This is a genomic window from Methylobacterium sp. WSM2598, assembly GCF_000379105.1.
In the GTDB taxonomy this organism is placed as follows: domain Bacteria; phylum Pseudomonadota; class Alphaproteobacteria; order Rhizobiales; family Beijerinckiaceae; genus Methylobacterium.
In genome coordinates this window covers 1,987,226-2,006,449 of the sequence record NZ_KB900609.1, presented here as the reverse complement: position 1 = coordinate 2,006,449, position 19,224 = coordinate 1,987,226, and the positions used below count along the sequence as shown (strand labels likewise).

19 protein-coding genes and 2 pseudogenes are annotated in these 19,224 nt (G+C 70.1%); 8 read left to right on the top strand and 13 right to left on the bottom strand.

Annotation, left to right across the window (positions count from 1 at the left end; genetic code table 11):
* The first annotated feature begins 6 nt into the window (after positions 1-6).
* Positions 7-348 carry a DUF1476 domain-containing protein gene (locus tag MET2598_RS0109395; RefSeq protein WP_012332693.1) on the top strand — a complete coding sequence of 114 codons (342 nt, stop codon included), beginning with the start codon at positions 7-9 and terminating at the stop codon, positions 346-348.
* Positions 349-470: 122 nt separating this feature from the next.
* On the opposite strand, the gene MET2598_RS0109390 is transcribed toward MET2598_RS0109395, so the two are convergent.
* From MET2598_RS0109390 to MET2598_RS0109370, 4 genes are all read right to left on the bottom strand, one after another.
* Complete coding sequence (locus MET2598_RS0109390) at positions 471-701, bottom strand: hypothetical protein (protein WP_018260648.1); 231 nt, start codon at positions 699-701, stop codon at positions 471-473.
* A gap of 178 nt (positions 702-879) precedes the next feature.
* The gene (locus tag MET2598_RS0109380) at positions 880-2,886 is read right to left on the bottom strand and encodes an erythromycin esterase family protein (protein ID WP_018260646.1); all 2,007 of its coding nucleotides are present in this window, start codon (positions 2,884-2,886) and stop codon (positions 880-882) included.
* Positions 2,887-2,934: 48 nt separating this feature from the next.
* The gene (locus MET2598_RS0109375) at positions 2,935-3,390 is read right to left on the bottom strand and encodes a host attachment protein (RefSeq protein ID WP_026190615.1); all 456 of its coding nucleotides are present in this window, start codon (positions 3,388-3,390) and stop codon (positions 2,935-2,937) included.
* A gap of 214 nt (positions 3,391-3,604) precedes the next feature.
* On the bottom strand, positions 3,605-4,123 hold the full coding sequence (locus tag MET2598_RS0109370) for a hypothetical protein (protein WP_018260644.1): 519 nt from the start codon (positions 4,121-4,123) through the stop codon (positions 3,605-3,607).
* A gap of 585 nt (positions 4,124-4,708) precedes the next feature.
* Here MET2598_RS0109370 and MET2598_RS0109365 point away from each other — a divergent pair.
* The 3 genes from MET2598_RS0109365 to MET2598_RS0109355 all read left to right on the top strand — a co-directional run bounded on the left by MET2598_RS0109365 (position 4,709) and on the right by MET2598_RS0109355 (position 9,993).
* Entirely contained in the window at positions 4,709-7,585 is a 2,877-nt protein-coding gene (locus tag MET2598_RS0109365) for an AMP-binding protein (protein ID WP_018260643.1), read from the top strand.
* Positions 7,586-7,588: 3 nt separating this feature from the next.
* Positions 7,589-9,427, top strand: a complete 1,839-nt coding sequence (locus MET2598_RS0109360; RefSeq protein WP_012332699.1) for an AMP-dependent synthetase/ligase — start codon at positions 7,589-7,591, stop codon at positions 9,425-9,427.
* Between the two features lie 326 nt (positions 9,428-9,753).
* Positions 9,754-9,993 (top strand): hypothetical protein, encoded by a 240-nt coding sequence (locus tag MET2598_RS0109355; RefSeq protein ID WP_012332700.1) that lies wholly within the window; start codon positions 9,754-9,756, stop codon positions 9,991-9,993.
* A gap of 52 nt (positions 9,994-10,045) precedes the next feature.
* Here MET2598_RS0109355 and MET2598_RS42100 read toward each other — a convergent pair whose 3' ends face one another.
* The 3 genes from MET2598_RS42100 to MET2598_RS0109340 form a co-directional block, all read right to left on the bottom strand.
* Positions 10,046-10,186, bottom strand: a complete 141-nt coding sequence (locus MET2598_RS42100; RefSeq protein ID WP_012332701.1) for a hypothetical protein — start codon at positions 10,184-10,186, stop codon at positions 10,046-10,048.
* 206 nt (positions 10,187-10,392) lie between these two features.
* Positions 10,393-10,728, bottom strand: coding sequence for a c-type cytochrome (locus MET2598_RS0109345; RefSeq protein ID WP_018260642.1), 336 nt, complete (start codon positions 10,726-10,728; stop codon positions 10,393-10,395).
* A gap of 52 nt (positions 10,729-10,780) precedes the next feature.
* Positions 10,781-11,596 (bottom strand): universal stress protein, encoded by an 816-nt coding sequence (locus MET2598_RS0109340; RefSeq protein ID WP_012332703.1) that lies wholly within the window; start codon positions 11,594-11,596, stop codon positions 10,781-10,783.
* Positions 11,597-11,809: 213 nt separating this feature from the next.
* On the opposite strand from MET2598_RS0109340, the gene MET2598_RS0109335 reads away from it, so the two are divergent.
* From MET2598_RS0109335 to MET2598_RS40885, 3 genes and pseudogenes are all read left to right on the top strand, one after another.
* Complete coding sequence (locus MET2598_RS0109335; protein WP_012332704.1) at positions 11,810-12,460, top strand: BON domain-containing protein; 651 nt, start codon at positions 11,810-11,812, stop codon at positions 12,458-12,460.
* A 74-nt stretch (positions 12,461-12,534) separates the two neighbouring features.
* Positions 12,535-12,806: pseudogene (locus tag MET2598_RS42695) on the top strand (hypothetical protein); the annotation flags it as partial.
* A 150-nt stretch (positions 12,807-12,956) separates the two neighbouring features.
* A complete protein-coding gene (locus tag MET2598_RS40885; protein WP_157182113.1) occupies positions 12,957-13,415 on the top strand; it encodes a cytochrome c in 459 nt (152 codons plus the stop codon).
* A 394-nt stretch (positions 13,416-13,809) separates the two neighbouring features.
* On the opposite strand, the gene MET2598_RS38895 is transcribed toward MET2598_RS40885, so the two are convergent.
* The 5 genes and pseudogenes from MET2598_RS38895 to MET2598_RS42685 form a co-directional block, all read right to left on the bottom strand.
* Positions 13,810-14,850, bottom strand: coding sequence for an ABC transporter substrate-binding protein (locus tag MET2598_RS38895; RefSeq protein ID WP_157182112.1), 1,041 nt, complete (start codon positions 14,848-14,850; stop codon positions 13,810-13,812).
* Positions 14,851-15,766: 916 nt separating this feature from the next.
* A complete protein-coding gene (locus tag MET2598_RS0109330; RefSeq protein ID WP_012332707.1) occupies positions 15,767-15,964 on the bottom strand; it encodes a hypothetical protein in 198 nt (65 codons plus the stop codon).
* Positions 15,961-16,227, bottom strand: coding sequence for a hypothetical protein (locus MET2598_RS0109325; protein WP_012332708.1), 267 nt, complete (start codon positions 16,225-16,227; stop codon positions 15,961-15,963). The genes MET2598_RS0109330 and MET2598_RS0109325 overlap by 4 nt, the downstream gene beginning before the upstream one ends.
* Before the next feature lie 25 nt (positions 16,228-16,252).
* A pseudogene (locus tag MET2598_RS42690) lies at positions 16,253-16,662 on the bottom strand (hypothetical protein); the annotation flags it as partial.
* Between the two features lie 53 nt (positions 16,663-16,715).
* Entirely contained in the window at positions 16,716-17,051 is a 336-nt protein-coding gene (locus MET2598_RS42685) for a hypothetical protein (RefSeq protein ID WP_236728697.1), read from the bottom strand.
* A gap of 662 nt (positions 17,052-17,713) precedes the next feature.
* Here MET2598_RS42685 and MET2598_RS0109310 point away from each other — a divergent pair.
* Positions 17,714-18,232, top strand: coding sequence for a Cache 3/Cache 2 fusion domain-containing protein (locus MET2598_RS0109310; protein WP_020493643.1), 519 nt, complete (start codon positions 17,714-17,716; stop codon positions 18,230-18,232).
* On the opposite strand, the gene MET2598_RS38885 is transcribed toward MET2598_RS0109310, so the two are convergent.
* Positions 18,211-18,474, bottom strand: a complete 264-nt coding sequence (locus tag MET2598_RS38885; protein WP_084673802.1) for a recombinase family protein — start codon at positions 18,472-18,474, stop codon at positions 18,211-18,213. The two genes, MET2598_RS0109310 and MET2598_RS38885, sit on opposite strands and share 22 nt — an antisense overlap.
* Between the last annotated feature and the right edge of the window lie 750 nt (positions 18,475-19,224).

Below are 19,224 nucleotides of genomic sequence, written 5' to 3'. Positions count from 1 at the left end.
TGAGCCATGCCAACACTGTTCAAGGAACGCAAGCGGGCGTTCGAACAGCGGTTCGCGCACGAGGAGGATGTGCGATTTCACGTCCGGTCGCGCCGAAACCGGCTCATGGCTGCCTGGGCCTGCGAGCGCATGGGGCTGACAGGCACGCTGGCGGAGAAATACATCAGCGGCTTCTGCGACGCGGCCGTTGTCGCATCGGACGAGGACCTGATCGGCCGGTTTCGTGCGGACCTCGCGATGGCCGGTATCGAGGAGACGCTTCCTGGCCTCCGAACCCGGCTGGAGCGCTGCGCCGCCACGGCGCGGGCCGAGCGGCGCATGGGCGAGACGCTCGAGCGGGCCCGGTAGCGTCGGCGACGGCCGCCCTCCGCCGCATTCTCGCCACCGCCCCTGCCGGGACGGGCTGAATGCCGCCCCGGGCGCCCTCGCCCCCCCTCCTGCTGCGGGAGATGCACGGCGCATGCCCCGTCTCAGGCGCCGACCTTGCTCCTCTTCGTGAACACGACGGCATGGTCGAGCACCGCCGCGTCGCAGCCGTGGCCCTTGCCGAAATGCAGCAATCGCCGACTGGCGACGTCGTTCGTGCCGAAGATCCGGTCGTAGGCAGCGCGGTCGATCATGACCTGCTCGCCGACCGAGAGATGGGCGAGGAGGCGGTCGAGCGTCTGCAGCGAGATCCCCGGCGGGCCGTTCGTCATCATAGCGTGCTCCTCAGGTCCCATCGGCGCGCAGAAACCGCTCGAGCCAGTCCCGCGCGAGCGCGGTCGTCTCCTCGAAAAGGTGCGTGGCGCCCAGGTCCAAGCGAGGTCCCTCGCGCAGGTCATGCGGCTCGGAGCCGCCTCGTCGAGTGCGAGGCCGGTCTCCCTCGTTGCCGGGCCGTCACAATCCTGCCGGGAAGGTCTCGGGCACTTCGCCGTCCTCCCACAGGGGTGTCGTCTCCAGCGGCGTGACCGCGCGCGTCTCGTCGAAATGCAGCACGACGTCGAACTGGTCCGGAAGGTGAGCCCTGACATAGTGGCTCTGCCGCTCGGTGTCCGGGCGATAGACCACGCCGATGGCGCGCTCGCTCCGCGCCGGCCCCAGGGCCCGCGCGGCCGGAGACCCCGGCGCGAGGGGAAGGCAGAAGCGGCCGAGGCCGAGCGCGTGGAACAGCGCCTCGTAGCTGTCGGGCAGGGCCGGGCGGACGCGCTTGCGCTCGACGGGGGCGCCCCAGTCCGATGCGGCGGTGACGCTGCCCGCGTAGGTGGTGAAGCCGACCCGCACGACCTCGGCCCCGTGGCGTTCCCGCAGGATCTGGCCGAGGTTGAGTTCGCCGCGCGCGCTCATCTCCGTCGCCCGCGCGTCGCCGAGGTGCGAGTTATGGGCCCAGATCGCGATCTTCGGGGCGCTCCGGTCCCGGCCGAGATGGGAGACGAGGGCCGCCACGCATTCGGCCATGTGGCTGTCGCGCAGGTTCCAGGACGAGACCTCGCGCAGGAACATCGTGCGGTAGTATTCCTCCGCGTTCCGGACCACGCGGGCGTTCTGCCCGGCGCTGAACAGCTCCTCGGGGTCGGGGCTGCCGGCCCATGCGAGGCTGTCGGCGGCCCGGCGCTGCAGCGCCGCGAGCTGCGCGACCGCTTGGTCCTGGCAGGAGGGCGCGAGCTTCAGGCCGGTTATCAAGCCGTAGGTCTGGCCGTCCGGGCCGAAGCGGTCGAAGCAGGCGTAGCGGGCGCGGGCCTGGGCGGCGGCGGCCGGATCGACGGTCTCGAGGAAGCCCAGCACCGCCTTCATTGAGGCGCGCAGGCTGTAGAGATCGATGCCGTAGAGGCCCACCCTCTGCGCACCCGGAGGGAGTGCCAGGTTGTGGGCGCGCAGCCACTCGACGAAGGCGACCATCTCGGTGTTGCGCCACATCCAGGTCGGGAAGCGCCGGAAGCCGGCGAGGGCCTCGACGGCATCGAGGTCCTCGCTGTCGGCGCGCACGTAGCGGTTGACCCGCCACGCATCCGGCCAGTCGGCCTCGATCGCGACGGCCGTGAAGCCCTTCTCCCGGATCAGCCGCTTGGTGATCTCCGCCCGCTCCCGGTAGAATTCGTGCGTGCCGTGCGTGGCTTCTCCCAGGAGGGCGAACGTCGTCGCGCCGACGAGGTCGAGGAGCGCATCGTAGTCGTGCGCGCCTCCGCTCAGCGGGATGGCGGCCGCGCGCAGGGTTTCCACGAGCGCCGGGTCCGGTTCGGGAGCGCCGGCCACGGGCTGCACCTCGGCGGACCGGCCGAGAAGCCGCCGCACCTCGTCGTCGCTCGTCTGCGAGAAATCCTCGTAGGCGGCGCCCACGGCCCAGAACGGCTCGGGCATGTCGGCGCAGACGACCGCGTCGGCCTCCCTCTCCAGCCGCACGACGGTGTCGCGCGACCCGGTCGGCACCGCCACGACGATCCGCGCCGGATGGAGCTGCCGGACGGCCTCGATCGCCGCCTGCATGGTCGCGCCGGTGGCCAAGCCATCGTCGACGAGGATCACCGTGAGACCGCGCAGCGCCACGACCGGCCGGCCGCCCCGGTAGGCCCGCTCGCGCCGCCGCAGCTCCTCCGCCTCGCGCGCGCAGGCCGCGTCGATGGCGTAAGGCGGGATTTTCAAGGAGGCGACGACGTCGGCGTTGAGAACGCGGACGCCGCCACTCGCGATCGCGCCCATCGCGAGTTCCTCGTTGCCGGGAACGCCCAGCTTTCGCACCACGAACACGTCGAAGGGCACGCGGAGCGCCCGGGCGACCTCCGCGGCGACCGGAACGCCGCCGCGCGGGAGCGCCAGGACGACGACGTCCGGCCGGCCCTCGTAGGTGGCGAGCCGGCCCGCGAGCACCCGCCCCGCATCGGTGCGATCGTGAAAGACGCGTGGGCCCATGCTCGCCTCCGGCCGCCCGTCCGCCCTGCTCGCCGATCCGCCGGCCGCTCAGCCGGGCATCCCGCAGAGAAGGTGCTGGATCTCGGGCACGGTATGCTTCGTGAGGTCCTTGTCGACCTCGGCGAAGACGGCCTGTCGGAGCCGGTCCGGCAGGCCCTGCCGCAGGTCGGCGAGGGTTCGCGGCGGCGCGACGAGCGCCAGCGCGGTGATCCGGGTTCCCATCCGCTCCAACCCCGAGACGACCGCCTCGACGAAGCGGTGCTCGCCGAGATCGTGCCAGTCCGTCTGCGCGATCGCGCTGCGGCGTCCGTCCTGCACGACCCTCGGCGGCTTGTCGCAGCCTTGCTCGCGGGTTGTCGGATTGGGGGGCGCGCGGAACACCTCCTCGACGTGGAGGTCCGGCGCGAGAGGGTGGCCGAGGTTCCGCAGAACCAGGACTTTGCGCCCGTCTCCGACCACGACGCAGCCGCCATGGGGGATGCGCAACCGCTCCGATCCAGTCATGGCATGCCTTCCTGTTGCCTCTGCGGGCCGACAGCGCGGCCTCCCCGGCGACGCGGCGCCGGACTGCCCGCCCCGGATCGGTCGCTGCGGCTGTCGGCCCTCGCCAGCCGGAGCGGGCCGAATCCGGGCCTCCTTCGCCGAAGGGGGCACCGATCCGGCGGAGGACAGGGTGCAAGCACGAGAGCCTCGGCAGACCCGCGGTGCACCGCCCTGCTCAGTAGGCCCATCCCCAATACCCGATCGGGCGGCAGACGCCGTAATACGCGTCGAAATAGGCGTAGGGACCGCAGCCGCCGTCGTAGGGAAATCCGCTCAGGGCGTAGCCGGCGGCGAGCCCTAGTCCAGCCAAGCCGTAGCCCCAGCCGGGATACCAGCGGCGATAGGCGCCGTACCGATAGCCGTATCCGGGGTACCAGCGGCCGTAACGGTAGCCGAATCCGGGACCCCAGCCAACGCGGCCGTAGCCGAAGCGACCGACGCCGCCATAGGGTCCGCGGAAGCCCCCGATCGCTACCCCGCGATAGCCGCCGACCGGGCCGAAACGCCCGGCGCCGACGCCGCCACCGCGAAATCCCGCACCGCCGAAGCCGCCGCGGAAACCGCCGCCGTGAAAGCCGCCGCCGTGAAAGCCGCCGCCGTGAAAGCCGCCCCCGAACGAACGGGCGTCCGCGCCGGTTCCGGACAGGACCAGGGCGGAGGCGATTGCTGCGGAGACGATGACGAGCCGCTTCATGGCACGCTCCCCTGTTGTTCGGCCAGGCGGGCTGGCACTCCTCTTGCCGCCGGCGCCATCGGGCGACCGATCTCGCCCAGTGGCAGCATATTCCCGTCCGCGCGCCCGCCTTTGATCCCGATCAAACGCCTCGCGGACACGGCTTCGGCGAGAGGATTGGCCAGCCCTGGGCGCTCGCCCGCGGCCGGAGATCGCGGCCGCCACGGCGCGGGGCCGGGGGACGCGCGCCGCAACCGGGGCAGGGACGCGGATCAGGTCCGTGATCCCGCGCGTTTCGCGTCAGTGCGTCAGCTTTCAGGTCGGCGGGCCCATCGCGTCCGGCTCGCCTCCTCGGATGCTCCCTCATCGGCGCCGGCATCCGGCTCGGCCGCACCGGCCTGGATCAGCAGCTTGGCGGCCGTCGACACGGGCCTGCCGAGCCGGCGGCGAGGCGCGGTCCCAGCGAGGCACGACGTCGCGACCGCCCGTTGCGCCAGATCAACGCGGCCTCGCGGGCGGATGGTACCCCTGTTCCGCGGGCCGGAAGCCCCGGGCCGGCGCGCACGGGCGGCGGGAAGTCGTGCGGGAGGTCGTGCGGGAGTCGTCTTGCCGGAGGTCGCCTTGCCGGAAGTCGCCTTGCAGAACGTAACCCCTCAGGCGGGCGATCCGGCCGAGCGGCATCGCGAGCCGACCGCGGCGGACGTCCTCGAGGTGATCCGGTCTCTCCTGCTCGAACTGCATCCTGAGCGCCGCCGCTCCCCGGCCGTGGACCTCGACAGCGACCTCGAGCGGGATCTCGGCCTCGACAGCCTCGGCCGCGCGGAGCTCCTGCTGCGCCTCTCGCGCCGCTTCCGGATCCTGCTGCCGGAGCGGCTCATCGGCGAGGCCTCCACGCCGGACGACCTGCTCGCGGCCCTCCGGTCCGCCGGTGCGGCGCCCCGTCCGGGGGCCGTGCCGTCCCGCACCGAGGCCCTCCCCCCGGCATCCGAGCCGCACCGGGCCGAGACTTGGCCCGAGGTGCTCGCCTTCCACGTCCGCCACCATCCGGACCGGCCCCACCTGCGCCTTCGTGAGGGGCCCGACGCCGAGACCGTCCTCACCTACGCGGACCTCGACCGGCGGGCGCGCCGCGTCGCGGCCGGCTTGCTCGGCCACGGCCTCGCACCCGGCGACCGGGTCGCCATCATGCTGCCGACCGGACCCGACTTCTTCCCGGCTTTCTTCGGCTGCCTTCTCGCGGGCGGCGTCCCGGTGCCGCTCTATCCGCCGTTCCGGCGCGCCCAGGTCCAGGACCACCTCGAGCGCCAAGCCGGCATCCTGACGAATGCCGCCCCCGGGATCCTGATCACCGATTCGGCGGTCGCGCCCTTCGCCCGGCTGCTGCCGGACCGCGTCGAGGGATTGCGGGTGCTGACGACCGCGGCGGACCTCGCCGACGCGGAGCCCCTGGCCGAGCCCGTGCCGGCGACGGGCGCGAGCCTCGCGCTGATCCAGTACACCTCCGGCAGCACCGGCGATCCGAAGGGCGTGACGCTGACGCACGCCAACCTGCTCGCCAATGTCCGCGCCATGGGCGAGGCGCTCGGCGCCTCCTCGGCGGACGTCGTGGTGAGCTGGCTGCCGCTCTACCACGACATGGGGCTGATCGGCTGCTGGCTGGGAAGCCTCTACTTCGGCGCGCCCGCCGTGATCCTGCCGCCCCTGGCCTTCCTGGCCGATCCCGGAAGCTGGCTGTGGGCGATCCACCGGCACCGCGGGACGATCTCCGCCGCTCCGAACTTCGCCTACGAGCTCTGCCTCAAGAGCCTGCGCGACGAGGATGTCGCGGGACTCGACCTCGGCTCCCTGCGCGTCCTCACCAACGGCGCCGAGCCGGTGAGCCCCGACACCCTGGCGCGGTTCGCCCGGCGCTTCGGCGCCTTCGGCCTGCAGGCCTCCGCCCTCACCCCGGTCTACGGCCTCGCCGAATGTGCGGTCGGACTGGCCTTCCCGCCGCTCGGACGGGGGCCGCGCATCGACTGGATCGACCGCGCGGCGCTGTCGCGCGAGGGAACCGCGCGCCCCGCCCCGCCCGGCGAGGCGGGGTCGACCGCCTTCGCGGCCTGCGGGCGCCCGTTGCGCGGCCACCAGATCCGCATCGTGGACGAGGCCGGACGCGAACTGCCCGAGCGGCGGGAGGGCCGCCTCCAGTTCAGGGGGCCGTCCGCCACGGCCGGCTACTTCCGCAAGCCAGAGGCCACGCGCGTCCTGTTCGCCGGAGACTGGCTGGAGAGCGGCGACCTCGCCTACATGGCGGGCGGCGACGTCTACGTCACGGGGCGCACCAAGGACATCGTCATCCGGGCGGGACGGAAGATCCATCCGCACGAACTCGAAGAGGCCGCGGGCGCGGTCGAGGGGGTGCGGAAGGGCTGCGTCGCGGCCTTCGCCTGCCCCGACCCGAAGACCGGGACGGAGCGGCTGATCCTCGCCGCCGAGACGCGGCTGACGGACGCGCCGGCCCTGGCGGACCTGCGCCGCGCCCTCGCCCGGGCCGCCGGGGCGGTGCTCGATCAGCCCCCCGACGAGATCCTGCTGTGCGCGCCCCACTCGGTCCCCAAGACGTCGAGCGGGAAGATCCGGCGCGCGGCGGCGCGGGCGCTCTACGAGGCGGGCGAACTCGGCCGGGCGCAGCCCGCTCTCCGGGCGCAGCTCGCGGGGCTCGCCGTCGCCGGCATCGCGGCGCGGCTGCGCCGGATCGGCCGCCTCTGGTCGGACGCGTGCTACGCGGCCCTGTGGTGGGGCGTGCTCGGGGGGCTCGGCGCCGTCCTGTGGCTCCTCGTCCTCGTCCTCCCGAACCGCACGTGGCGCTACGCCGCGCTGCGCGCGGGATCGCGCGCCTTCTTCCGCCTCACCGGGACACCCCTCGCCGTCGAGGGCAGGCCGATGGCGCGTGCCGCCATCGTGGTGGCGAACCACGCGAGCTATCTCGACGCGGCCGTTCTGGCCGCCGTCCTGCCCGGGACACCGGTCTTCCTCGCCAAGCACGAACTGGCGCGCCAGCGCGTCGCCGGACCCTTCCTGCGGCGGCTGGGAACGGCCTTCGTGCATCGCGGCACCGCCGAAGGCGTCGCGGAGACGCAGCAGGTCCTTGCGCGCGTCCGGGCGGGCGAGCAGCTGGTCGCCTTCCCGGAGGGTACCTTCACCCGGAACCCGGGCCTCCTCGGCTTCCATCTCGGCGCCTTCCTGGATGCGTGCCGGGCCGACATCCCGGTCGTGCCGGTCGCGATCACCGGCACCCGGTCGCTGCTGCGCGCCGACCAGTGGTTCCCGCGCCGCGGCGCCGTCGGGGTGCAGTTCGGCGAGCCGATCGCACCCGACGGCAGCGACTTCCACGCCGCCATCCGCCTGCGCGACCGGGCGCGCGCGGCAATCCTGGCGCGGTGCGGCGAACCGGATCTGGCCGACGAGTCCGTGATTCCCTCCGCACCGCCCACGGCCTGAGCCATGCCCCCTGTCCTCGCCACATCCGATCCCTCGCCCCGGCCGCCCGGGGCCGAGGCGGGCACGATCCCGGCCCTGCTGCAGGCGCACGCGGCCCGCCGCCCCGCGGCGACGGCTTACGTCGCGTACGATCCCGACGCGGGCCGCTTCGCGAGCGTCAGCTGGGCCGAACTGGCCGCGCGCGTCGCCGCGCGGGCCGCCGCGCTCTCCCGCGAGGGCCTGACGGCCGGCGACCGGGTCGCGCTCTGGCTGCCGAACGGCGTCGAGTGGGTGGCCTTCGACCAGGCCGCGCTCTCGCTCGGCCTCGTGGTGGTGACTCTGTTCTCCGACGACGCGCGGGCGACCACGGCCGCCCTGCTGACGGATTCGGGCGCCCGCGTCGTGGTCGCGCGCCGCGCGGAGGAGTGGCACGGCCTCCGCTCCTGCGCGGGCGCGCTCGGCACGGTGCGACGCGTCATCGTGATCGAGGAGGCCGGGGCGTCCGGTACCGCGGATCCGCGCCTGCGCGGCCTCGGGGCGTGGCTCGCGAAGGCGCGCGGGTCCCTGCCGCCCCGCGTGCCCCTCGATCCCGACGCTCTGGCGACCATCATCTACACGTCCGGGACGACGGGATTGCCGAAGGGAGTGATGCTCTCCCACCGCAACCTCCTGTCGGTGGCGCAGGCGGTGCTCGACCGCAACCCGGGGTCGGACCGGGACGTCTTCCTCTCCTACCTCCCGCTCGCGCACGTCTTCGAACGGGTGGTCGGCTGCTACCTGCCGCTGATCCTCGGGGCGCGCGTCGTGTTCGCACGCTCGGTCGAGCACCTGCCGGACGACCTCCGCGTCGCGCGCCCGACCATCCTGCTCGTGGTGCCGAGCCTCCTCGACCGCCTGCGCCGGACCGTCACCGAGAGGGCCGCGAGGACGGCGCCGACGCGCTGGCTCCTGCGCGCCGCGCTCGCACGCGGCTGGGACCTTTTCGCCGCCCGCCGCGACGGCTGCCGGCTCGGCCTCGCCCGCACCGCCGCGGGCGCCCTGCTGCGCGCCGTCGCGGCGGCGCCGATCCGCCGCTCGCTCGGCGGCCGCCTGCGGCTCGCGGTCTCGGGCGGGGCCCCGCTTCCGGACGAGACGGCGCGCTTCTGCCTCGGCCTCGGCCTGCCCCTCGTCGAAGGCTATGGCCTGACCGAGGCGGCCTCGGCGGTCACCGGATTTCAGGTCGGCCGGACGGTGCCGGGCTCCGTCGGTCCGCCCCTGCCCGGGATGGAGGTGCGCATCGCCGACACGGGCGAGATCCTCGTGCGCTCGCCGGGCGTGATGATCGGGTACTGGCGCCGCCCGGATCTGACGGCGCAAGTCCTGCACGGCGGCTGGCTGTACACCGGCGACCTCGGCGTCCTGCGAGGCGGGTGCCTCTACGTCGCCGGCCGAAAGAAGGAGATGATCGTCCTGTCGACCGGCGAGAAGGTCTCGCCCGAGGCCGTCGAGGCCGCGATCACGCGCGATCCCCTGTTCCGGCAGGCCATGGCGGTGGGAGAAGGCCAGTCGCGCCTCACGGTTCTGGCCGTCGTTGATGAAGCCGCGTGGGCGCCGCTCGCGCGCCGTCTCGGTCTCGATCCGGAGGCCGAGGACGCGCTCGACCGCCCGGCCGCGCGGCAGGCCGCGCTGGCGCGGATCGCCGCGGCGCTGGAGGGCTGTCCCCGCGCCGCCCGCGTGAAGGACGTCCGCCTCCAGCGCACGCCCTGGACCGTCGAGGCCGGCCTCGTCACGCCGACCCGAAAGCTGCGCCGGGCCGCCCTGCTTGGCCGCTTCGCGAACGAGATCGCGGCCATGCGGGGCGGCCCCGCGGCCCCGGCAGGCTGAGAGCGGAGCGGTGCCGGTCTCCCTATCCGCCTTGCGCTGGATCAAGGCCGTGCCGCGCCCGCGCGAGCACGATCTCCGGCACTCGCCATGGGCCTGATCGCATACGCATCATCGCCTCCGAATTCGCAAGATCGTCTCGGATGATACCGGGCACCACCCCTGCATTCTCCCGTCGAGATACGCAGTCCAGGCGCCTTCGGAGAATCAGGCCGCTGCGGATATCGAGGCGAGGCTGTGTGGCCGGCTGGGCGTGACCGATGAGCGGGTCCGCGCCGATAGCTGCGACCGCGCGAGATCTCGGACAGCGTCGCTTGAGGAGGACGACGATGAACTCATCCCTGACGGAGCCCGTATATTGGCAGGGCCGGCAATGGGCCGTGACCGGCTACGGCATCGAGACGCTCGATGGCATGTACCACGTCGCGGCCGCGGAGGTCGGCGCGGTCGGCGACGCGCCGCCTCGGTGGCTCGACGCCCTCTGGCGCCGCTACGGGACCGATCGTGACGACCTGAGCGCCGCGCTGGCCGTGGCCCGGCAGGTTTTCGCCTGCCCGGACGCGGCGTGACGCCGGGATCCTGCGGGCGAGGGCTCGATTGTCCCCCTCGCGGCACTCCCGTTCACCGGGGCGCTACGGCAGCCTCGGTCTCGCTGGAGGGGGCATTGGCCCAGGCCGCCGCGATCACGCGGACCACGACGCGGAGCGTCCAGATCCTGTTCGCGAGGCCGAGGGTGCTCTGCGCGGCCAGGGCCGTCATCATGCCGGCCGCGGTCCCGCATGCGAAAGGTGCGGCACTCTCCCGCGCGAGAGCCTGTTTTCCGCGCGAGAGCCTGTTTTCCGCGCGAGAGCCTGTTTTCCGCGCGAGAGCCTGTTTTCCGCGCGAGAGCCTGTTTTCCGCGCGAGAGCCTGTTTTCCGGGCAGAAGCCCGGCGATGAGGTCGGTGGCGCGTGCAATCCGATGCCGCCCTCAGCGCCGGAGGGACTTGAGATAAGCGGTCAGATCCGAGGCTTCGTCCGGTTCGAGGCGGAACTCCGGCATGGCGGGGTGCCGATACGCGACGCCCTCGACCAGGACGTCGGCGAGATCGTCGACCGGGACCCGCCCGGCGAGGTCGCGGAATGGGGGTGCCGCGCGCAGGCGGCTCCTCCCCGAGCGATCGACTGCGTGGCAGCGCGCGCAGTGCACCAGCGCAAAGTACAGGCCCCGTTCGGCCTTCGCATCGCGGGCCGATGCGGCGAGGGCCGGCCAGACTGAGACCGCCGCGAAGAAGGCGAAGAGGCTGACAAGGCCCGCGCGCATCATACCGTTCTCCTTCGCGTCCGCGTCGTCCGGCAGCCTCTCCGCCGCCGCAAGGTCAGTGGGACAGGAGGCAGCAGACCGGCGCCGACAGCAGGAGGTTTCGCGTCACGCCACCGAAGATCCACTCAGCCAGCCGCGCGTGGCCGTAGGCCCCGCTCACAATCAGGTCGGCCTCGTTCTCTCGCGCGAAATCCAGGATGGCATCGGCCACGCGCTCGCCCGTCCGGGACAGCAGGTGCGCCGTGGCGCGCGCGCCATGGCTGCCGAGATGCGCGGCGACCTCCTCCGTGCCCTCGTCGAAGCCGCCGTCGCGCACGCTGACGACGAGCACCTGATCGGCCTGGCCGATGAAGCCGAGCGCTGCGGAGACCGCCCGGCGCGCCTCGACAGTGTCCTTCCAGGCGACCACGATGCGAGAGCCCGGCGCGCTGGTAACGCCCGGCGGCGCGACGAGCACGGGCCGGCCGACCTGCAGGACAAGCGGCCCCGGCGCGACGCCGAGCGCGCCGGGATCGGGGTCGTTTTCGCCGCGGCGGCTCACCACCAGGAGGTCGGCACTGCGCGCGTAGCGCACCATGTACGTCTGAGGATCCCACGCAGCCTGGTGCCAAGCGAGGCGAAGGCCGCTCCCCGCGTGACGCTCGAAGCGGGCGCGCATGCTCCCCAGCTCCGCCCGAACGAGTTGGGCGTTCGCCTCGAACCGGATCTCGGCATCGTGCACGTCGGTGACGAGGAGCGGATAGGGAACCTCCCGCGCCGCGATGCCGGTCAGCCTGCTCCGGAACTTGCGGGCGAGGTTGGCGGCGAGTTTCACTCGGTCGGAGGCGGCCTCTCCTGGATCCAGCGAGACCAGAACATTCGCATACGTCATCGCGGCCTCCCTGCACGGCGGCCATTCCCGAACCGGGACATCCTCCACCCGGATCGCGCACGCTCCATTGATCCAGCGCAAGGGACCGTCTCCGCATGCCGCCAGCACCGGCATCGGGGCGCGCCGGTCTTGCGCTGGATCAAGGCTCGTCGGCGCGGGACGCACAGGATCGGACTCGGCCAGCCCCGCCATCATGAGACCGGGAGAGACGCCATGACCGACAAGGACCTGCGCCGCGACGTGCTCGACGAACTCGATTTCGACCCCAGTCTGGACGCGACCAATATCGGCGTAGCCGTCTCGGACGGCGTCGTCACCCTCACCGGGCACGTCGGCAGCTACGCCGAGAAAGTCGAAGCCGAACGGGCCGCGCGGGGCGTCAAGGGCGTGCGGGCGATCGCCCAGGACATTCAAGTCCGCTCCCCTGAGGCCAAGAAGGTCGAGGACGACCAGATCGCCGCGCGCGCCCTCGCGATTATCGACTGGTCCGTGCACCTCCCGAAGGACACCATACAGGTCAAGGTCGCCAAGGGCTGGATCACCCTAACCGGGACGGTGGCTTGGCAGTACCAGCTGATGGGCGCGGAGGCGGCCGTGCGCAAGCTGTCCGGCGTGGTCGGCGTGACGAACCTCATCGCGTTGAGGCCCGCGGTCAAACCGACGGCGGTCCGGGACAGGATCGTGAAAGCGTTCAAGCGCCACGCGCTCGTGGAGGCGGACGCGATCACGGTGCGGGTCGAGGGCGACAGGGTCACCCTGGAAGGGGCCGTCGCGACGATGGCGGAGCGCGACGCCGCCGAGCGGGCGGCGTGGTCGGTGCCGGGCGTGCGGTCCGTCGAGGACCGGATCGTCGCGCTCGCCTGAGAAGACCGACGACGCACGCAGCGCCCGGCTATCCTGCGCCTCGCGACGTCGGGCCTCTCGGGGAGGCTGGCTCCCTGGCCGGACTGCGCCGCGTGCCCCCGTCGCCGGCGCGCTGCCCGAAGCATCCGGATGGCGGTGCCGGGTGCGGCTACGAGATCGTCGCGGACCTCAGCCCGGATGGCCGCCTCGACGCAGCGCTGCGCACGAGGCTCGCGACCGCCGCCGCTACCGTCTCCGCTGGACCGGCACGCTCGATCGCCACGGCCGCCTCGTGCACCGCGCCGGGGACGAAGGCGGCGCGACGTGGCTGATCGCCTGCGACGACCGCACGACGGAGGACCACGAAGCTCCCGCAACACCTTGGTTCGGTTCAGCCCCCCGCTTTGCACGGTGGCCTCGCCTGAACGCCGAAGGTCGAGAGATGCCGCACGACTTGGGATTCTCGGGATGATCCTGCACCGATCCGCCGCCTCCCTCCGCTGGAGATCAAGACGCCATGAAGCGAGTCATCATCCTCCTCGGCAGCGTTCTCCTGAGCCCGGTCGCCGAGAGCCAGACGACTCCGTTTGCGGAGCCGCGCTCAGTTCAAACCCCCGACTGGTCTCTCTTGAGCCTCGCGAACATCATGCAGCTGATCCAATCACGCCACATCAAGCTCTGGTACGCCGGACGGGCGCAAGATTGGGATTTAATAAATTTCGAGTCCGATCACATTTCGGATGATCTCACATCTGCGGCCATGCTCTACAAAAATATACCGCTGGAGTTCGTCTCGAATGCAAATCGAGCCCTAGCCCGCTTGAAAAAAGCCGCGAAGGAAAGAAACATACAGGGTCTACAAGCGGCTTATACGGACCTGACCACATCTTGCAATTCCTGCCATGCGGCTGGCGGCGTTGCTTTCATTCGCATCCAGCCGCCGACGCATATGCCTTTTACAAACCAGAAATTTTAAACGGTTGGTCGATTATCGGATGTCGAGGTTGCAGGGCAGGCGGTCGCGAGAATGGTGCCACTCTCCGGCCGGTTCGCGGCGTCCAGATGCCCCCCATGAGCGTCGACCAGCTGACCGACGGAGTGATGAGGCCTGTGCGCGAAGCGCTCGAATCGTACCAAATCCGCTTGATCCCTTCGGGATGGCGGATTTGGGCTTCGCTCAGGCGCCGCGCGGGCTGGTGATCCGCTTGATCCCTTCGGGATGGCGGATGTGGGCTTCGCTCAGGCGCCGCGCAGGCGTGTGACACGGGATCCGCTTTGATCAAGCGGATCCCGTGTCACAGCATCTTGGGCCTGCCCTGTGCCACAAGATACTAGGAATGGTAGCTCCGCGAAGCCGCGCACAGGTCTCATCATTCCATCAGCTCATCGGCACGGACGAGAATGGAGAGTGGAATTTCCAGTTGTAATACATTAGACGTTGAAATATTAACTACAATCTCGAATGTAGTTGGCTGCTCAATGGGCAGGTCGGCCGGTCGCACCCCTTTCATAATCTTGTCAACGAGCGCCGCCGCTCGGCGAAAGACGGCCGAGTAGTTTGGGCCGAAAGAAAGGAGGCCGCCTTCCTCAACGAATTCACGAGTCGGGTAGATTCCAGGCAGCCGATAATGGTTGGCGAGTTCCACTATCTGTCTCCGCGCTTCAGTAAAAACAGAGTCATCCATCGGAACGATGGCATCCGCTCCTAACGCTCGGATGCTTTCAAACGCACCGTCGAGATCGGCCCTAGATCGTACAGAAATTACGTCCAGTTTGAGACCGAGGGCCGTTGTAGCCTTTTTGGCTTCCCTCACGTAATCAGCGCATCCAGGATTGCCGTCGCGGATCAGGAAGGCGATCCGCTGAAGAGCCGGCAGCATCTCCTTGAGCAACTCGATGCGCTTGGCCGTCAGGTCAATCTGAACCGTAGTTAGGCCGGTCACGTTCGAGCTATGTTGAGCAAGGCCGCCGCTAGCCAGCCCGGCCGTCATCGGGTCGATCCCCGCTACGAAGACAATCGGGATTGTTCCGGATGCATGCCACGCCGGAAGCACAGCCGCCGCGCCCGATGCCACGATGAGATGGACGTTCTTGCTCACCAGCTTTGCGGCCGCTTCGGGCAATTGCTCCGCCGTCGTAGCTGCCTCAAACTCGATGACCAAGTTCTTCCCCTCCACATAACCGAGCTCGCTGAGACCTTGCCGGAACGGCTCGATGAAGCTGCGAGGCGGCGTGCCGATACGCAGGAAGCCGATCCGGTAGGTGTGAAGGGATGGCTGCGCGAAGGCCGAGCGACAGGCGATTGCGCCAAGCCCCGCAACAAATGCCCGCCGCCTAATCCGCACGGGCGGCAGGGGATGCGGCGACGGCAAGGCCGCAGACGACGTTTCACGGACAATGCGCCGTCTCATTCGAAGAGTGCTGTGAGGTCGAACTGCCTCATCTGAATACTCCGAATGTTGTCGCATACCCTGCCACGACAGCACGGCCCGGGCTAGTGGCGCATCAGACGGACCATAAGTCCGCCACCCGACCCGCTCAATAGCGGCTTCAATCCTCTTCTTGAACAGGGCCGGTCCGCTGTCGGCCTGAACCGGAGCCGATGGCCTGCCAGACGCAACGCCCGAAGCAGGTCGGTTTCGGTCCGAGGCCCGCAGGCGGGCGGCGCGCGATCGCCCCGGGCGTGCGGGTGCACGATGCCTTCAATCCTCAATCATGTGGGGATGCCTTCGGCCCGCCCGGCTCCGCCCACGGCGGGCCATTCGTGTTTCTGCCGCAGATCCGGCCACGGCACGTCTCGCCCATGCCTCCGCCTGTCCACGCATGAAGCCGGGACCAAGCCTGCTTCCGTGCGTTCTCCCCTGTAGTGAGGAGCGGCATCATGGCAAGCATAACCAAAATCTCCGCCGCCGATCGAAAGCTCTTCGCGCGAGCGGGGTTGGCGGAGCTCAACAATGCCCTGGCGAAATTGACACCCTCTAAGCGCAGGGCGTTCTGGATCGCTGTTCGGGGCTACTACGAACCTCCGCCAGAGGACCAGCACGAGTGATCGTGGTCCTGGCCCTGCCCTCCGCTCATCTGCGGGGTCTCGCGGCCTGCTCGTGGAGGCGCGGCGGGGGTTGCGGCGGCTCACAGGCGGAGAGGTAGGCGGCGTCCGTTGCGCGGCGATAGCGTGCGCGAGCTACGCGGGCCGTGTCAGGGCGGCAGCCGCGCCCGCCATAGGCGCACGGCGTGCACAACGCCCTCGATCTCGCCGGCATAGGGCAACGTCCAGGCCCGCGCCCTATCCCTCGTTCAGGGAGGCGTCGGCGATCCGGCGCTCGATCGTCAGGACGGGTCGCGCGTTGGCACTCGCAGCTCCCCCGTCACCAGCGCGATGATCTCGCGGGCGAGGGTCTGGGCATCGGTATCGCCGAGCGGGTGGTGGCCAGAGACGTCCCAGATCCGCTCCTGGATGAGCCGAGCGATCCGCAGTTCGAGCTTGTCCGGCTTGCGCGGCGGCTCTGTCGGGGTCTCGTCACTCATGCGCCTCCCTCCACCCTCGCCAGCAGGATGGCGGTGCGCACCGCCATCCGTCGCTGCGCCTCGAGGGCGTTGGTCAGGGCCAGCACCTCCCGGGCGTAGGCGTTCGCCGGGATCACCGCCGCGAGGTCCACGGCGACGCCTTCGGCGATCAGGCGCAGCCCCGGCGTGGGGCCGTCGAGGGAGGCGGCGACTGCGGATTTCACCTGCTCGTCCGTGACGGCCTTGAGCTTGAACAACTCGCCGATCGTGGGTCTGTCTGGCATCGCGCCGCCTCTCCGTCCAGGGGCATGGCCCGCGGAAGAGATCGCCCGCCGCCTTGCGGCTGAACAGGGCGAACCGGCGCCGCCGCTCCGGCCGGTCGTGCAGCATGTGCCAGTGCTGGCAGGAGGCGGCGAGGGTGCCGGGCGCGCTGTCGGCCGTGTCGTGGTTGAGGTGCGCCGTCGCCAGGACCACGCGGGTGAACCGGACGGTGTGGAGCAGGTCCTCCGGGAGCATGCGGCTGCGCAGGATCCGGCCGCGCCCGTCGCGCCGCGTCTCGGTCGCGGCGTCGAACCAGCGCCCGCCCTGAAGGCGACCCGTTGCAGGTGGGGCCGCCCGCAGCCCTCGCAGCGCCCGCCGGCGGACAGGAAGCGGATCACGTCGGAGAGCCGGGGCCAGTCGATCGGGTCGAAGCCGCGGTGCTCGGGTCGGATCGGCACGGGTGAGATCGGCGCCCTGATCGGCGCAGGCTACGGCGGAGTTCGTGATCCCGCTAGGCCGCCTTCCCGAACTCCCAGACGGTCACGCCGCGGCAGCGCCAGGGCTTGGCCTTCCGCGAGGTCCAGAGGTGTGTCGTCAGGTACGCCCCTGCCAGCTCGAACACCGGGTAGGAGCACGGCATCATCACGCCGCAGCAGTCGCCCCGGACGATGCCGGCCTGCGGGTGCACCGAGAACAGGGTGAGCGCGTCCCAGCCGAGCCGCGCCGCCTCGGCGCCGAACTCGTCGACGAAGCGGCGGCAGTTCTCCAGGCTGGTGGCCCACTCGTCGGGGCGGCCCCCGGGCAGGGCGGCTGGCCGGGGGAGAGGGCGGCGAGGCCGCGGCTCCACGCGGAGACCAGGGCGGCAGGATCGGCGATCGGGTTGGCGGTCAGCATGGCGGCCCGGTACGGCCCGGGGGTGTCGGGGAGCTTGCCGCCTCGCCTCCGGCAATGCGCCCGCGCCGGTGCAGGATGCGCCTTAACAGCCGCTTCCGACCCTCGGCGGCCCTTCATGCGGTCAAGCTGATTGAGTTCAGACCCTCAGAGCAATGGCCGAGTCTCAATGGATCAAGCGGTGCACGAGAAAAGCGCAAATAGTGGGACAGCAGCGCTCATTTCCAGGATCGCATTGAGGCAAAGGAGATGACTATGGGTTATCTGAAACTTGCAGGATTGTCTATTGCTGCGGCGCTTGTGCTTGGGCTGGGGAGCGGAGCAAAGGCGACTCCACTCAGCAGTTCTTCGGCCGGAGTTGCAGCATGTGAGGTGTCCGACGGATTGGTCATCAAGGCACTGACCAGGGCCGGAGTTGCGCATCGGTCGGCTCGAAGGACGGCCCGGCGTGTTAACCGCCGCCACGGCTACTAGCTGCTGGCTCAATCGCGCGCGAGGGCAGCCCATTTGCATAACTCCCACTCTAGAACGTGAGAGGCTGTCCCAGCGAGTGCCACAGGGGGACTGATTTTTCGTCTCCATTACGGGGATGTCGCGTTAACAATAAGGGAGATGACCATGAAAGCGCCTTTGCTTACCCTATCACTCCTGGCTTTCCTGGCCAGCGCGGCCGTTCCGATACTTACCAGTGTCTACGCTGGTCCCGCCGAGGACGTGCAGGCCGCCATGCAGCGCCTGAAGTCGAAGGCCGCTACCCTCGGAGCCCCGAGCGCAAAGGGCGAGGACACCGTCGCCGGGAAGACCGTTCCGGTTCTCTATTTCGGACAGACGAAAGTGAACGGTGACTTCACTCTCGTCGATAGCGTGCAGAAGGAGATGGGTGGAACTGAAACATTGTTCGTCAAGAGCGGTGGTGAATTCGTCCGCGTCTCAACGAATGTGAAGAAGGATGACGGATCGCGCGCCGTTGGGACCATTCTGGATCCGAAGGGCAAGGCCATCGCGGCGATCAACAAGGGCGAAGCCTATTTCGGAGAGGCCGATATTCTTGGCCACCCCTACATCACCGGCTACGAACCGATCCGTGATGCGAGCAGCGGCATCATCGGGATCTATTACGTGGGATATCCGAAATAGTGAGGCTTGGCCGCGGGAGGGGCTTGGCAAGAAGGCCGCGAGAGGCGGTCGAGCTTCCAGACCACGCGCACGTCGTCGGGACGGAGATAAGGCGAGGGCGGCCTCGAACTCGGGTCGCTTGGTGCCGCCGTGCCGGACTTCTTCTCCTCGAAGACGCGCTGGCCTCCGGCGCGGGCGAGGGCATCGCGCTGGAGGTCGAGGTTCTGGTCGTGGGTTGAGACGCGGGCGTATCCGACGAGCATGTCAGGATGGTCTCGCGGGAGGGTATTGCCGACAGTCGTTTTGTTTACACACCGGTTCGCGATTGAGTTCAGGCGTGTCTCGCTTGGGTCCCGATAAGGGCCTGATGGGGTGCTGAGTGCCGCCTGACGTTCGGCGCCGGCCACAGTTGGTGTTTCACGCCAATGTCTCGCTTGAGCACGCCGTTGCGTGACACGAGACCCTGAGGGTGGCGGCCGGGCCATGGGAGCGCCGGTCGCTTCGGAGCCCAGCCGCCTGCCGTACCATCCCGCAACCGGGAGAAGAAGCCGCGGCGGCACGACCAGTCTCAGCTACCGCACGACTGCGGCGAAGGAAGAGCGCCGGCACGAGCGAGATCCCGGCCGGCGTTCAGTTTCCGTCCCCTGTCGGCGTCCTCGCGAGCCCTGGCGTGCTCGATACCGGCGCGCTGGGCCTGCTCGGTGGCAACGGCCTGGGCCTGGACAGTCGCCGCCATAAAGCCGATCAGCGCGTCCCTAACGGCCTGCTGTTTCGGATCCGTAGTGGCGCCGTCCAAAGTCAAACAATTGGTGACCACGAGGACGATGACGCCTCAGCGCGTGAGCCCGCGGATCCCCGCAGACGTCCCTAGAGTAGCGACTGATTCGATTGACCTACCTCATATGCAGCGTGTCGCCCCGGCGCAGGAGTTCGAGCAGCCTGGGTCTTAACTTGGAGATGATCCGGGATCCGCTTGATCGAAGCGGATCCCGGATCACAAGCCTGCGCGGCGC